This window comes from Agromyces sp. CCNWLW213 (assembly GCF_037199545.1).
Taxonomy (GTDB): Bacteria; Actinomycetota; Actinomycetes; order Actinomycetales; family Microbacteriaceae; genus Agromyces.
This window is the reverse complement of sequence record NZ_JBBBDX010000002.1, coordinates 319,849-332,824: the sequence shown is the minus strand read 5'-3', so window position 1 is coordinate 332,824 and position 12,976 is coordinate 319,849. Positions and strand designations below refer to the sequence as shown.

The window sequence follows — 12,976 nt, the reverse complement described above, 5'->3', positions numbered from 1 at the left end:
GCCCGATGACGCCGGCCGAACCGAACAGCCGCACCGCCGCCGGGGCCCGGCGGTCGCTCCCCGGCCGGGTCGACGGCGTCGACGCCGCGCGCGGCATCGCGCTCATCGGCATGTTCGTCGCCCACCTGGCGCCGGGCGACGTGCCCGTCGACGCCGCCGAGCTCATCGCGCTCGCCGACGAGCGGCCCAGGCTCCTCTTCGCGCTGACGGCAGGCATCGGGCTCGGCCTGCTCACCGGAGCGACACGGCCCGCGGCGGAGCCCGGCGCGAGGTGGGTGCTGCGTCGCCAGATCGCCATCCGGGCCCTGCTGCTCATCGCGCTCGGGCTGATCGTCGTCGCCGTCTTCGCCCCGCTCGTGTTCGTCATCCTCGACGTGTACGGCGTCGCCTTCCTGCTGATGCTCCCACTGCTGTTCCTGCCCGGCCGGGTCGCCGTCGCCCTCGGTGCCGTGCTGCTCACCATGACGCCGGCCATCGCGAGCCTCGCCGAGCGCGACCCGCAGCTCGTGGCACTCGGCGATGAGCCGTACGGGCTGCTCGCCGAGTGGTTCCTCGTCGGCGCCTACCCGGTGATCATCTGGGTGCCGGTCATGCTCCTCGGCCTCGGCCTCGCGCGGCTCGACATCGGCTCGCCTCGCGTCATCGCCGGCGCGGCACTCGCGGGCGCCGTCGCGGCATCCGTCGCCCTGCCGCTCTCCCGGGCGCTCACGGGACCGTCGGACCTCATCCCCGGACCGGACCTGCCGGGATGGCAGGCCCCCGTGCGCGCGTCGCTCGAGACCATCGGCAACACGGCCGTGTGCATCCTCATCGTCTCGGCGGCCGTGGCGCTCACCGCGCTCGCGCGGCCGGCGGTGCGCCGGGCCGTCGGCGCGGTGCTCTCGCCGGTCGTGGCGATGGGCTCCATGCCCCTGACCGTCTACACGGCGCACCTCGTCATCATCTCGCTCGCCAAATACCGCTCGGACAGCGGCGTGATCACCGACGACTCGTGGCCGCTGCTCGTGTGGCTCACGATCGGGTCGATGGCGTTCGCGTGGCTGTGGCGCAGGTTCGTCGGGCGGGGTCCGCTCGAGCAGGCGTTCCGCCTGGCGAGCGGGCGCGAGCGCCCGGGCCGCGAGCCGGGCACGGATGCCGGGTCGGATCGCGTGGACGACCGCGCCCCCTGAGACGACGAAGGCCCCCTCGCGTGGAGGGGGCCTCACGGCCGGCACTCGCGTGCCGGCCACCCGGTCGGGGTGACAGGATTTGAACCTGCGACCTCTTCGTCCCGAACGAAGCGCGCTACCAAGCTGCGCCACACCCCGGGGGCCCGAAGGCCTCAACAAGCATAGCCGAGAAATCGGGTGCTCCCGACCACGCGCGGTGGCTGGGCGGCCGGGCCGGAGCGTGACGCGCCCGGCGCTCAGGCCGCCGGCACGAGGGTGAGGAGCGTCGCCTCGGGCGGGCACGCGAATCGCACGGGCGCATAGATCGACGTGCCGAGGCCGGCCGACACGTTGAGGTACGACGAGCGCAGGCCGTGGCGCCAGACGCTCAGCCCGCTCACCTGCTCGCGCGGGATGTCGCAGTTGGTGACCAGGGCGCCGAAGCCGGGTACGCACACCTGGCCGCCGTGCGTGTGGCCCGCGAGCAGGAGCTGCGCGCCGTGGTTCACGAACGAGTTCAGGACTCGGCGATAGGGGGCGTGGGTCACGCCGATCGTGACCGTCGCCCGCCGTTCGACCGCGCCCTCGCGGTCCGGCCACACGTCGTCGCCGAAGGGGTCGTCGGCGCGGAGATCGTCGATCGCGGCCGCCACCCGGTCGAGCCGGTCGAAGCCGCGGTGCGGGTCGTCGACGCCGAAGAACTCGAGGTGCGTGCCCCGCACCTCGAGCGACGCCGCGTCGTTGTCGAGGTCGGTCCAGCCGAGCTCGGCGAAGAAGCCGTGCAGCTCGCCGATGTCGAGCTGCTCGGCCGTCCTGGCCCGGCCGGACGGGCCGCCGAAGTACGTGAACGGGTTCTTCAGCACGGGGCCGAAGTAGTCGTTCGACCCGTTCACGAAGACGCCGGGGATGCCGTGGAACGGTGCGAGGGCGTGCCTGATGCCCTCGATGCCGCGACGATGGCCCAGATTGTCACCCGTGTCGACGATGAGATCGGGCCGCAGGGCCGCGAGCGAACGCACCCACTCCTGCTTGTCGCGCTGCCACGGCGCCATGTGCAGGTCGGAGATGTGGAGGACGCGGATCGGCTCGGCGCCGTCGGGCAGCACCGGCACCTGCACCTGACGGAGCGTGAAGCGGCGCCGCTCCACCAGGGATCCCCAAGCGAACGCGGCGGCGCCCGCCGCACCGATCGCGAGGGCGATGCGGGCGACGGGCGCCAGGGAGCGACTCATCAGTCGTCGTTGCCGTTGCCGGGGAGCTCGACGTCGCCGCCGTTGCCCTGCATCCGGCCGATCACGATCTGGACCTTGTCGCCGGGCTTGGCGTTGCCGCTCGGATCCTGCGAGAGCACGATGCCGTCCTGCGACTGGTCGGTGACGTCCTGTTCCTTGCGTTCCACGCGGAATCCGGCGCCGGAGAGCGTGGCCTCCGCCTCGTCGGCGGACATGCCGACCACGTTCGGGACCCCCGCGACGTTGCCGCGACTGACCTGGAGCGAGATGATCGCGCCGCGACCCGCGGTGCCGGACGGCGACTGCGCACCGATGGTGCCGGCCGGCTGGCCCGAGTCGACCTCGCCGTCCATCCGCCAGCCGAACCCGGCGGCCTCGAGCGCCTGCTGGGCGGCCTCGGGGGCGAGTCCGATCACGTCGGGCACGGCCACCTGCGGTGCGTTGAGCAGCGAGCCCTTCGGCTCGGGGAAGGCGTCGCCGCCGTACTTGGCGTTCGCGTACGACATGACGCGCGGCCAGATCTGGTGGCGGAGCTGGGCCGCCTGGCCGGCGTCGAAGTAGGTGTCGCGCAGGTTCACGTGACCGGTGACGTTGAAGACGCCCACGACGGTGGAGACCTTGGTCGACGCGCCGCTCATCCAGGTGGCCTCGGCGTTGTCGGTGGTGCCCGTTTTGCCGATCATCGGAACCCAGGGGTCGGTGCGCCCGGCCGACGACTGGCCGGTGCCGTCGCTCATGACCCGCTGCATCGCGTACGCCGTGCCGGCGGCGACGTCGGGCGTGAGCGCCTGCGTGCACTCCGACTTCGGAGGCTCGACCTCCTCGCCCTTGGCGTCGGTGATCTTGTCGATCGCGATCGGCGAGCACGAGACGCCGTTGCCGGCGATGCCGGCGAAGGCCGTGGCCATCGACAGCGGGGCCACCTCGTTCGTGCCGAGCACGGCCGAGGGGAACTGCGACAGGGGCTGGTAGTCGGCACGGTGCACGCCGAGCGCCTCGGCGGTCTTCGCGATGCCGCACAGGTCGAGCTCCTTGGCCATCGCGACGAAGCCCGAGTTGTACGAGTTCACGGTGTTCTGCACGGCCGACCAGTAGCCGCCCGACTCGCCGCCGTCGTTCTTGGGGTTCCAGCCGTCGCCGCTCATGTTGCCTTCGCACGAGTTCGTGAACTGGCCCCAGTTGTCGCGACGACGCGCATCGACGGCCTCGTTGAGGGCGTGCCCCTCCTTCAGCCACTCGGCGAGCGTGAACACCTTGTACGTCGAACCGGGCTGGAAGCCGCTCGAGCCGCCGTAGTCGATGTCGGAGTTGTAGTTGACGGCGGTGTAGTTGCGACCGCTCTCGAGGACCGCGGGGTCGTTCGCGTAGTCCTTGTTCTGGGCCATCGCGAGGATGCGCCCGGTGCCGACCTCGACGCTCACGACGGTGCCGCCGATGTCGACGCCCTCGGCCACCTTCGGCACGTTGTCGTTCAGCGCGTTGATCGCCTCGTTCTGCAGACCCAGGTCGAGGGTCGTGTAGATGTCGAGGCCGCCCTTCTGGAGCATCTCGCGGCCCTCGTTGACCTCCGGCGTGCTCTCGTCGTCGAACTTGTTCTTGATCTCCCAGGCGACGTAGTCGCAGAAGAACGCGTGGCCCTTGGCCGACACGCAGCCGGTGCTGGGCTCGGTGATCACCGGGGCCACGGGCTCGGCGATCGCCGCGTCGTGCTCCTCCTGCGTGATCTTCTTCTCCTTCAGCATCTCGCCGAGGATGTAGTCGCGTCGGTCCTTGTTGGCCGCATAGGAGACCGGGTTGCCCTCGGCATCGACCGATGCCGCACCGTTCGTCTCGCTGTCGGGGTAGTCGAGGCGGAACTTCTCGGGGTGGTTGACGATCGCGATGAGGCTCGCCGCCTGGGCGAGCGTGAGGTCGCGTGCGTTCGTGCGGAAGTAGTACTGCGCGGCGGCCTGCACGCCGTACACGCGGCCGCCGAAGTGGGCGATGTTGAGGTAGCCGCGGAGGATCTCGTCCTTCGAGTACTTCTTCTCGAGGGTGATGGCGTACCGGATCTCCTTGAGCTTGCGCTCGGCGCTGACCTCGGTCGCGGCCTCGTACGCGGCCTGCTTCTCCTCCTCGGTGGTCGCCTCGGAGACGCCGTTGTTGATGAGCACGTTCTTGACGTACTGCTGCGTGATCGACGAGCCGCCCTGCGTGTCGCCGCCGATGACGGTCTTCAGCGCACCGCGGACCGTGCCCTGGACGTCGACCCCGCCGTGGTCGTAGAAGCGCGGGTCCTCACCGGCGATCGCGGCGTCCTTGAGGTACTGGGAGATGTAGTCCCACGCCACCTCCTCGCGGTTCTCGTCGAAGAAGCTGGCCATCGCCGACGGCTTGCCGTCGACCATCGCGTAGACCGTCGACTTCTCGGCGAGCTCGTCGATCTCGAGGTACCCGGGGAGGTTCTCGAACATCGTGATGCTGTTGTTCGCGGCCATGCCCGTGACGGCGAGCGCGGGGGTGACGGCGGCGGTGACCAGCACGCCCGCCAGCGCGCTCATGCCGACGAAGCCGAGGATTCCCCCGGCGGCATCGCTCATCGTTCGATTTTGGGCAGACATAGAGTGGAGCCTAACTGAGGAAGGCTGGCAAAATCCGGCATGCCATGCGGCCGCACCGCCGCCGGCTCGCCCTCAGAATAGCCAATCGTCCCGACATCGAGGAGTCGCCATGCCCACCTGGGAGTACATCACCACCCCACTGCTCATCCACAACACCGCTGCGATCCTCAACAACTGGGGCGCCGAGGGCTGGGAGCTCGTGCAGGTCGTGCAGGGCCCCGAGGGCGGGCTCGTCGCGTACCTGAAGCGCCCGGTGGGCGGGGAGTCCTCGGCCGCGGCATCCGCCGGGCAGGCCGCGGCCGCGCAGGCGGCCAAGCAGTTCGGGGGCGACGCCTGATGGCCGGCGCATCCGCCGAGGCGCGCCTCGCCGAGCTCGGCATCGAGCTGCCGGGCGTCGCCGCGCCCGTGGCCGCGTACGTGCCGGCCGTCGTGACCGGGTCGTACGTGCACACGTCCGGACAGCTGCCGTTCGTCGACGGCGCCCTGCCCGCGACGGGCAAGGTCGGCGAGGGCGAGGGCCTCGTGCCCGCCGGCGAGGCCAAGGAGCACGCGCGGCGCTGCGCGCTCAACGCGCTGGCCGCGGTGCGCGCCGAGCTGGGGTCGCTCGACCGCGTCACGCGCGTCGTGAAGCTCGTCGGATTCGTGGCATCCGACCCGGCCTTCACCGGGCAGCCCGGTGTCGTCAACGGCGCGTCCGAGCTGATCGGCGAGGTCTTCGGCGACGCCGGGAAGCACGCGCGCTCGGCCGTGGGCGTCGCGGTGCTGCCGCTCGACGCCCCGGTCGAGGTCGAGCTCGTGGTCGAGTTCGCGTAGTCCCCGCGCCGAGACGACGGATGCCGCGGCGCGAACCTGCGCGCCGCGGCATCCGCTCGTCGAAGCGGGTCAGCGCACCTGCGCGCTGATCACCTGCATGATCGACGTGTCGGCGAGCGTCGTGGTGTCGCCGATCTCGCGGCCCTCGGCGAGGTCGCGGAGCAGGCGCCGCATGATCTTGCCCGAGCGGGTCTTCGGCAGCTCGTTGACGATGAACACCTGCCGCGGGCGTGCGATCGCGCCGATCTGCGTGGCGACGTGCTTGCGGAGCACCTCGCTGATGTCGTCGATGGTCGACGCGGCGTCCGCGTGGCTCTGCTTGAGGATCACGAACGCGACCACCGCCTGGCCCGTGGTGTCGTCGGACGCGCCGACCACGGCGGCCTCGGCCGTCCACGGGTGGGCGACGAGCGACGACTCGATCTCGGCGGTCGACAGGCGGTGGCCCGAGACGTTCATGACGTCGTCGACGCGGCCGAGCAGCCAGAAGTCGCCGTCCTCGTCGCGCCGGGCCCCGTCGCCGGCGAAGTACTTGTCGCCGAACTTCTCCCAGTACGTCTCCTTGAACCGCTCGGGGTCGCCCCAGATGCCGCGGAGCATCGACGGCCACGGCTCGGTGACGACGAGGAGGCCCCCGCCTTCGCCGTGCACCTCGGTGCCGTCGTCGTCGAGGATGCTGATCTCGACGCCCGGGACGGGTACCTGCGCGGCGCCGGGCTTCAGGTCGGTGATGCCCGGCAGCGCCGAGATCATGATCGCGCCCGTCTCGGTCTGCCACCAGGTGTCGACCACGGGGATCGAGCCGCCGCCGATGACGTGGCGGTACCAGATCCACGCCTCGGGATTGATGGGCTCGCCCACCGAGCCGAGCAGGCGCAGCGTGCGGAGGTTGAACTCGTGCGGGATCTGCCGGCCGAGCTTCATGAACGAGCGGATGGCGGTCGGCGCCGTGTAGAGGATCGTGACCCCGTACTTCTCGACGATCTCCCACCAGCGGCCCGGGTGGGGCGTGTCGGGCGTGCCCTCGTAGATGACCTGGGTGGCGCCGTTCGCGAGCGGGCCGTACACGACGTACGAGTGGCCGGTGATCCAGCCGACGTCGGCCGTGCACCAGTAGACGTCGCGCTCGGGGTGCAGGTCGAAGACGTTCCGGTGCGTGAACGCGGCCTGCGTGAGGTACCCGCCCGAGGTGTGCAGGATGCCCTTCGGCTTCCCGGTGGTGCCCGAGGTGTAGAGGATGAACAGCGGGTGCTCGGCGCCGAACGCCTTCGGCTGGTGCTCGTTCGACGCCGTCGAGACCGTCTCGTGCCACCAGAGGTCGCGATCGGCGTCCCAGGCGACCTCGTTCTCGCCGCGCCTGACGACCAGGACCTTCTGCACGGTCCCGCCCTCGGTCTTGCCGATGGCCTCGTCGACGACGGGCTTGAGCGGGAACACCCGCCCCTTGCGATACCCCCCGTCGGCGGTGATGACGACGGATGCCTCGGCGTCGTCGATGCGCGACGCCAGGCTGTCGGCGCTGAATCCGCCGAACACGACCGAGTGGATGGCGCCGAGCCGCGCCACGGCCAGCATCGAGACGACGGCCTCGGGGATCATCGGGAGGTAGATGGCCACCCGGTCGCCCTCGCGGACGCCGAGGTCGGTGAGCGCGTTGGCGGCGCGCTTGACCTCGTCGGTGAGCTGGGCATAGGTGACGACCCGGGAATCGCCGGGCTCGCCCTCCCAGTAGAAGGCGACGCGGTCGCCGAGCCCGGCCTCGACGTGGCGGTCGAGGCAGTTGGCGGCGACGTTGAGCTCGCCGTCGTCGAACCACTTCGCGAAGGGAGGGTTCGACCAGTCGAGGGTGCGGGTGAAGGGCTTCTCCCACTGGAGAAGCGTGCGGGCCTGGTCGGCCCAGAAGCCGAGCCGGTCGGCTCGGGCGGCTTCGTAGAGGCCCTCGTCGGCGACGGCCTGGGCGGCGAACTCGGGGCTCGGGCGGAAGCGCCGGATCTCCTCGAGCGCGTGATCGATCTGCGCGTTCATAGTGGTGCGATCGCTCCTTCGCGAATGGATCATCAAGGTGGGTCGCCTGCCCCACACAGCACCATACCTCCCGGGCGAGGTGTGTCGTGTCGCGGTGACGCCGCCTGACGGCTACGCTGTCACCCGTCGTGTCGCGCGCACGACGGCACGTCGCTCCGCCAATGCTGCGGATTCCGTGCAGTTCTCGGTGTTTCCCGTTCGATTTCGTGGGCATTCGACGAGATCGGTGGAGGAAGACGCAGATATTTCTGTGTGTCCACACAAATGAGGACAAAAAGTACTTGCGCATGGACTCGCAACCCATACACTGGGTACCGCCCGGACGTCGTTTCGTGGCCTGCGGCACATGCGATTCCCCCCAATCCGTGTGCTGCCGAGGCGGCACCTGTTCCCCCCAATGGGTGCCGCCCCCTTCTTTTTCCGGGGGCATCTCCCGATGTCCCAGGTCGAGCCCTCCTCCACAATGACGTGGTGGGGGGGCTCGATCCGTCTCCGGGCCCGCACGCCGCGAGCGGCGGTCCGACCGCACCTAGCGTCGGGCCATGCCCTCGCCGTACGTCGCCGTCCCGTCCTGGGAATCCGCGTCCCACGCCGGCCATCCGCCGCATGTCGGAGCGGCGCCGCGCGCCGTGCCGCCGATCGGCACGACCGCCGCGTCGAACACGGCGGGCGCCCCGGGCTGCGGGCAGGAGGGCAGCGTCTCGGCGGGGGTGTCCGGGGTGTCGGCGAGCGACCTGGATCCGCTCGGGCCGCTCGCCGCCCACGCGGCGGACGGCCCGGTGACCGACCTCTTCGTCAACGGCGATCGCGGGCTGTGGGTCGACCGCGGCGCCGGCGCCGAGCGCGAGCCGGGCTGGGCGGCGAGCGAGGCCGAGGTCCGCGCCCTCGCCGTCCGGCTGATCGCACTCGGCGGCCGCCACGTCGACGAGGCGACCCCGGCCGTCGACGTCCGGCTGGGCCGTGGCATCCGGGTGCACGCCGTGCTGCCGCCGCTGTCGTCGAGCGGCACGCTCCTGTCGGTCCGCGTGCCGAGGGTCGCGGGGTTCTCGCTCGCCGCCCTCGCGAGGGCGGGCATGCTCGACGCGGATCGCGAGGAGTCCCTCCGGCGAGCAGTGGTCGAGCGCCGCAACCTCCTCGTGACGGGCGCGGGCGGCACGGGCAAGACCACCCTCCTCGGGGCGATGCTCGCGGAGGCGCCGCACCGCGAGCGGATCGTCCTCCTCGAGGACGTGGCGGAGCTGCGGCTCGACCATCCGCACGTCGTGGCCCTCGAGGCCCGGCAGGCCAACCTCGAGGGCAGCGGCCGCATCGGCCTCGACGTGCTCCTGCGCGAAGCGCTCCGCATGCGACCGGATCGCCTGGTCGTGGGGGAGTGCCGCGGGCCCGAACTGCGGGAGCTCCTCGCCGCGCTGAACACCGGGCACGACGGCGGCGCCGGCACCCTGCATGCCAACTCGCTCGACGACGTGCCCTCGCGGCTCGAGGCGCTGGGCTCGACCGCGGGCATGTCCGCCGAGGCGGTGGCCCGGCAGGCCGTGAGCGCGTTCGACCTCGTCGTGCACCTCGAGCGCGTGGACGGTCGTCGTCGGGTCGCGCAGGTCGGCCGGTTCCGCCTCGACGCCGGTCGGCTGGCGGTGGAATCGTGCTGAGGGCCGGTCCTCGCTCGACGTCCGCGCGAACCCCGGTCGCGCGTCGTGCGGCTCCCGGCGGGTTCGTCCCGCGGCTCCTCGCGCGGCGCCGGGCCGACCCCGCCGCGGCGGTCGACCGCATCGCGGCGGTCGCCGAACGCCTGGCCGCACTGCTCGGCGCGGGGCTCGCGCCCGCAGCGGCATGGCGCAACGTCGCCCTCGACGCGCCGTCGTCCGGGTCCGGGTACCGCCGCGGGCACGTGTCGGCGGCCCCGTCGAGCGACGACGCGGTGCTCGCCGCGGCGGCCGATGCCGCCGCCCGAGGCGACGACGTCGCCGCGGCGATCGATCGGGTCCTCCGCGATCGGCCCGAGGCCGCACCGGCCTGGTCGGTGCTCGCTGCGGCCTGGTCGGTCGCGGAGGCCGCAGGCTCGCCGCTGGCCGCGTGCCTCACGGTGCTCGCCGGATCCCTGCGGGACGAGGCCCAACTGCGCCGCGATGCCCGCGCCGCGCTCGCAGGTCCGGCGGCGAGCAGCCGGCTCGTCGCCGCGCTGCCCGTGATCGCGCTCGTCTTCGGGGCGACGCTGGGCTTCGACACCGTCGGCGTGCTGTTCGCCACGCCCATCGGCCTCGGCTGCCTCGCCGCGGGCGCCGGGCTGCTGTGGGCCGGGGCCCGGTGGAACCGAGCCCTCATCGCCCGCGCGACGGTCTCGCGGCCGGCGCCGGGACTCGAACTCGACCTTCTCGCGGTCGCGATGGCGAGCGGCGCCTCCCTCGCCAGGGCGCAGCAGATCGTCGACGCGGTCCTCCGCCGTCACCTGCCCGAGGTGGTCGGCGCCGATTCGGCGGCGCCCGTCATCGCCCTCGCCGAGCGGGCCGGTGCCCCGGTCGCCGACCTGCTGCGAGCGGAAGCCGCGCGCCTGCGCGGCACCGCGCGGGCCGAGGGCGCGATCCGCGCGGCGGCCCTCGGCGTACGCCTCATGATCCCGCTCGGATGCTGCGTCCTGCCCGCGTTCGTGCTGCTCGGCGTGGCCCCGCTCCTCGTCTCCGTCATCACCGGGACCCTCGGCGGTTCCGCATGACGGCCATCCGCCTCGTGCCATCCCGCCGCGATCGCGGCCCGAAGAGAGGAACCCCATGCACCGAGACCCATCCGCCCGGCACCACGACCTCGACCCCGCGCACCGCGAAGGGCGCACGGGCCGGCGCGACCTGCGCGCCGGTGCGCGCGCGGCGATCCGCCGCCTCGCCGGCGAACGCGGGGCCGCGACCGCCGAATACGCGGTGGCCACGATGGCAGCCGTCGGGTTCGCCGGCCTGCTCGTGGTCATCCTCCGCGGCGACGAGGTGCGCGGCATCCTCACCGACCTCGTGCGGAATGCGCTCACGGTGGGGTGACGCGGAGCGCGGCAGCGTGACGGCCGAGTTCGCCGTTGCGCTGCCCGCGATCGCGCTGGTGCTCGCGCTGTCGATGGCGGCGGTGCAGGTGGCCGCCGTGCAGGTCGCCCTGGCGGACGCCGCAGCCGACGCCGCCCGCTCGCTCGGGCGCGGTGAGGCGGCGGGCGACGCCGCCGCGATCGCCGCTCGGAACGCCCCCGGTGCGCGACTGTCGGCGAGCACCGATGACCGCTTCGTGTGCGCCACGCTGACGCGCGGGGCGGGCGGCCTCCTCGCGGCAGTCGAGCTGCGGGCGGTGTCGTGCGCACTCCGGGGCGGACTGTGATCGCGGACGTGCGGCGTCGCACGCTGGCGAAGGCGCGAGCCGAGGACGGCGCCGCGACCGTCCTCGCGCTCGCGATCGTCGGCGCGCTGATGGCGCTGTCGGCGGGGTTCCTCGCCGTGCTCGCCGGCACGGTCGCCTCGCAGCTCGCGGCCAACGCGGCGGATGCCGCAGCGCTCGCCGCCGCGGACGCCGTGTCGGGGTTCGTGGTGGCCGACCCGTGCGGCATCGCCGCCGAGGCCGCCCGCCGGAACGGGGCTCGGCTCCGCGCGTGCGACGTTGCCGGACCCGTGGCATCCGTGACGGTCGCCGTCATCGCGCCGTTCGGCGACGCGGTCGCGACCGGACGCGCGGGTCCGCCCGGCTGGCGAGGATGATCGTGCGGGTCGAGGACGGGACGGTCCCTGTCCGCGCGAGCGCTCCGCCGGCCGATGCGGCGAAGTGCGGCCGCCGGGGTGCGACGATTGCAGGAGTGGCGCTTCGGCACCGGCCTGCTCGCACGCCGGCACGCCGCGGCAACTTCGAGGAGGACCCATGCTGTACGCCCAGACCACGCCCGCCGACAAGCGCGCCGGCTTCCGCGCGCGCCTCGCGAGCGGCGAGCTGCTGCGCTTCCCGGGCGCGTTCAACCCGCTGTCGGCCCGGCTCATCGAGCGCAAGGGCTTCGAGGGGGTGTACATCTCCGGGGCGGTCCTGTCGGCCGACCTCGGCCTGCCCGACATCGGACTCACCACCCTGACCGAGGTCGCCGGTCGGGCGAAGCAGATCGCGCGGATGACGGAGCTCCCCGCGATCGTCGACGCCGACACGGGCTTCGGCGAGCCGATGAACGTCGCCCGGACCGTGCAGGAGATGGAGGACGCGGGCCTCGCGGGGCTCCACATCGAGGACCAGGTCAACCCGAAGCGGTGCGGTCACCTCGACGGCAAGCAGGTCGTCGACGAGCACACCGCGCTCCAGCGCATCCGCGCGGCCGTCGACGCGCGACGCGACCCGAACTTCCTCGTCATGGCGCGGACCGACATCCGCGCCGTCGACGGTCTCGACGCCGCCGTCGAGCGGGCGAAGCGCCTCGTCGACGCCGGGGCCGACGCGATCTTCCCCGAGGCGATGGCCTCGCTCGAGGAGTTCGCCGCGATCCGCGCGGCGGTCGACGTGCCCCTCCTCGCGAACATGACCGAGTTCGGCAAGAGCGACCTGTTCACGGTGCAGCAGCTCGCCGACGTCGGCATGAACCTCGTGATCTGGCCGGTCTCGATGCTCCGCATCGCGATGGGAGCGACGGGCCGCGCCCTCGACGAGCTGACGGATGCCGGCGCGCTCACGCGCCTGCTGCCGGAGATGCAGCACCGCGCCGACCTCTACGACCTCATCGACTACGAGGGGTACAACCGCTTCGACACGTCGATCTTCGACTTCACCGTCGCACGCTGAGGCCGGAACCGGGGCGGCAGGTGACGAGCGCGCCGCCCCGGCTCGCGGGATCAGTCGAAGACGGTCTCGATGAAGCGGTACTCGACGGCGGTCGGACGGTCGTCGTCGGGCGCGTCGAACTCGAGGCCCGCCCCGCGCGAGTACACGTAGCGCTTGCCGCCGTCGCCCGGGAGCTCGAGCCGCGGCTGCGGATCGCCTGATCCGAGGAAGCCGGTGGAGACCGTCTTCCCCTCGAGGGGCCCGTCGATCAGCTTCGCGGTGTAGGTGCCGGATGACGTGTCCATGCCGCCATTGTCCTCCTGTCCTGCACCGGCGCAAGGCCTTGCGGCCCGTGCGTCGAGCGGTCGCCCGTGGGTGCGCTCACGGCCGGAATGTG

13 protein-coding genes and 1 tRNA gene are annotated in these 12,976 nt (G+C 72.4%); 9 read left to right on the top strand and 5 right to left on the bottom strand.

Features of this window, described 5'->3' with window-relative positions; genetic code table 11:
* Positions 1-5: 5 nt before the first annotated feature.
* The gene (locus WBQ80_RS05850) at positions 6-1,169 is read left to right on the top strand and encodes a heparan-alpha-glucosaminide N-acetyltransferase domain-containing protein (RefSeq protein WP_336571374.1); all 1,164 of its coding nucleotides are present in this window, start codon (positions 6-8) and stop codon (positions 1,167-1,169) included.
* Between the two features lie 64 nt (positions 1,170-1,233).
* Here WBQ80_RS05850 and WBQ80_RS05845 read toward each other — a convergent pair.
* From WBQ80_RS05845 to WBQ80_RS05835, 3 genes are all read right to left on the bottom strand, one after another.
* Positions 1,234-1,307 (bottom strand) — tRNA-Pro (locus tag WBQ80_RS05845).
* Between the two features lie 98 nt (positions 1,308-1,405).
* Entirely contained in the window at positions 1,406-2,380 is a 975-nt protein-coding gene (locus WBQ80_RS05840) for a metallophosphoesterase (protein ID WP_336571375.1), read from the bottom strand.
* Positions 2,380-4,959: a transglycosylase domain-containing protein gene (locus WBQ80_RS05835; RefSeq protein WP_336571376.1), complete on the bottom strand. Its 2,580-nt coding sequence runs from the start codon at positions 4,957-4,959 to the stop codon at positions 2,380-2,382. Before WBQ80_RS05835 ends, WBQ80_RS05840 begins: the two co-directional genes overlap by 1 nt.
* A gap of 130 nt (positions 4,960-5,089) precedes the next feature.
* Here WBQ80_RS05835 and WBQ80_RS05830 point away from each other — a divergent pair, with 130 nt between their 5' ends.
* Together WBQ80_RS05830 and WBQ80_RS05825 are read left to right on the top strand one after the other, a co-directional pair.
* Positions 5,090-5,317, top strand: a complete 228-nt coding sequence (locus WBQ80_RS05830; RefSeq protein ID WP_336571377.1) for a hypothetical protein — start codon at positions 5,090-5,092, stop codon at positions 5,315-5,317.
* Complete coding sequence (locus WBQ80_RS05825) at positions 5,317-5,793, top strand: RidA family protein (protein WP_336571378.1); 477 nt, start codon at positions 5,317-5,319, stop codon at positions 5,791-5,793. Before WBQ80_RS05830 ends, WBQ80_RS05825 begins: the two co-directional genes overlap by 1 nt.
* A 69-nt stretch (positions 5,794-5,862) precedes the next feature.
* Here WBQ80_RS05825 and acs read toward each other — a convergent pair whose 3' ends face one another.
* Positions 5,863-7,818, bottom strand: coding sequence for an acetate--CoA ligase (gene acs, locus WBQ80_RS05820; RefSeq protein WP_336571379.1), 1,956 nt, complete (start codon positions 7,816-7,818; stop codon positions 5,863-5,865).
* 542 nt (positions 7,819-8,360) lie between these two features.
* Here acs and WBQ80_RS05815 point away from each other — a divergent pair.
* The 6 genes from WBQ80_RS05815 (at position 8,361) to prpB (ending at position 12,600) form a co-directional block, all read left to right on the top strand.
* A complete protein-coding gene (locus WBQ80_RS05815) occupies positions 8,361-9,467 on the top strand; it encodes a TadA family conjugal transfer-associated ATPase (protein ID WP_336571380.1) in 1,107 nt (368 codons plus the stop codon).
* Positions 9,461-10,528, top strand: a complete 1,068-nt coding sequence (locus WBQ80_RS05810) for a type II secretion system F family protein (protein ID WP_336571381.1) — start codon at positions 9,461-9,463, stop codon at positions 10,526-10,528. The genes WBQ80_RS05815 and WBQ80_RS05810 overlap by 7 nt, the downstream gene beginning before the upstream one ends.
* A 55-nt stretch (positions 10,529-10,583) precedes the next feature.
* Positions 10,584-10,844, top strand: a complete 261-nt coding sequence (locus tag WBQ80_RS05805) for a DUF4244 domain-containing protein (RefSeq protein WP_336571382.1) — start codon at positions 10,584-10,586, stop codon at positions 10,842-10,844.
* 16 nt (positions 10,845-10,860) lie between these two features.
* A complete protein-coding gene (locus WBQ80_RS05800; RefSeq protein ID WP_336571383.1) occupies positions 10,861-11,169 on the top strand; it encodes a TadE family type IV pilus minor pilin in 309 nt (102 codons plus the stop codon).
* An 8-nt stretch (positions 11,170-11,177) separates the two neighbouring features.
* Positions 11,178-11,543 carry an Rv3654c family TadE-like protein gene (locus tag WBQ80_RS05795; protein WP_336571384.1) on the top strand — a complete coding sequence of 122 codons (366 nt, stop codon included), beginning with the start codon at positions 11,178-11,180 and terminating at the stop codon, positions 11,541-11,543.
* A gap of 157 nt (positions 11,544-11,700) precedes the next feature.
* Positions 11,701-12,600, top strand: coding sequence for a methylisocitrate lyase (gene prpB / locus WBQ80_RS05790; protein ID WP_336571385.1), 900 nt, complete (start codon positions 11,701-11,703; stop codon positions 12,598-12,600).
* A 50-nt stretch (positions 12,601-12,650) separates the two neighbouring features.
* Here prpB and WBQ80_RS05785 read toward each other — a convergent pair whose 3' ends face one another.
* Entirely contained in the window at positions 12,651-12,884 is a 234-nt protein-coding gene (locus tag WBQ80_RS05785) for a hypothetical protein (RefSeq protein WP_336571386.1), read from the bottom strand.
* Between the last annotated feature and the right edge of the window lie 92 nt (positions 12,885-12,976).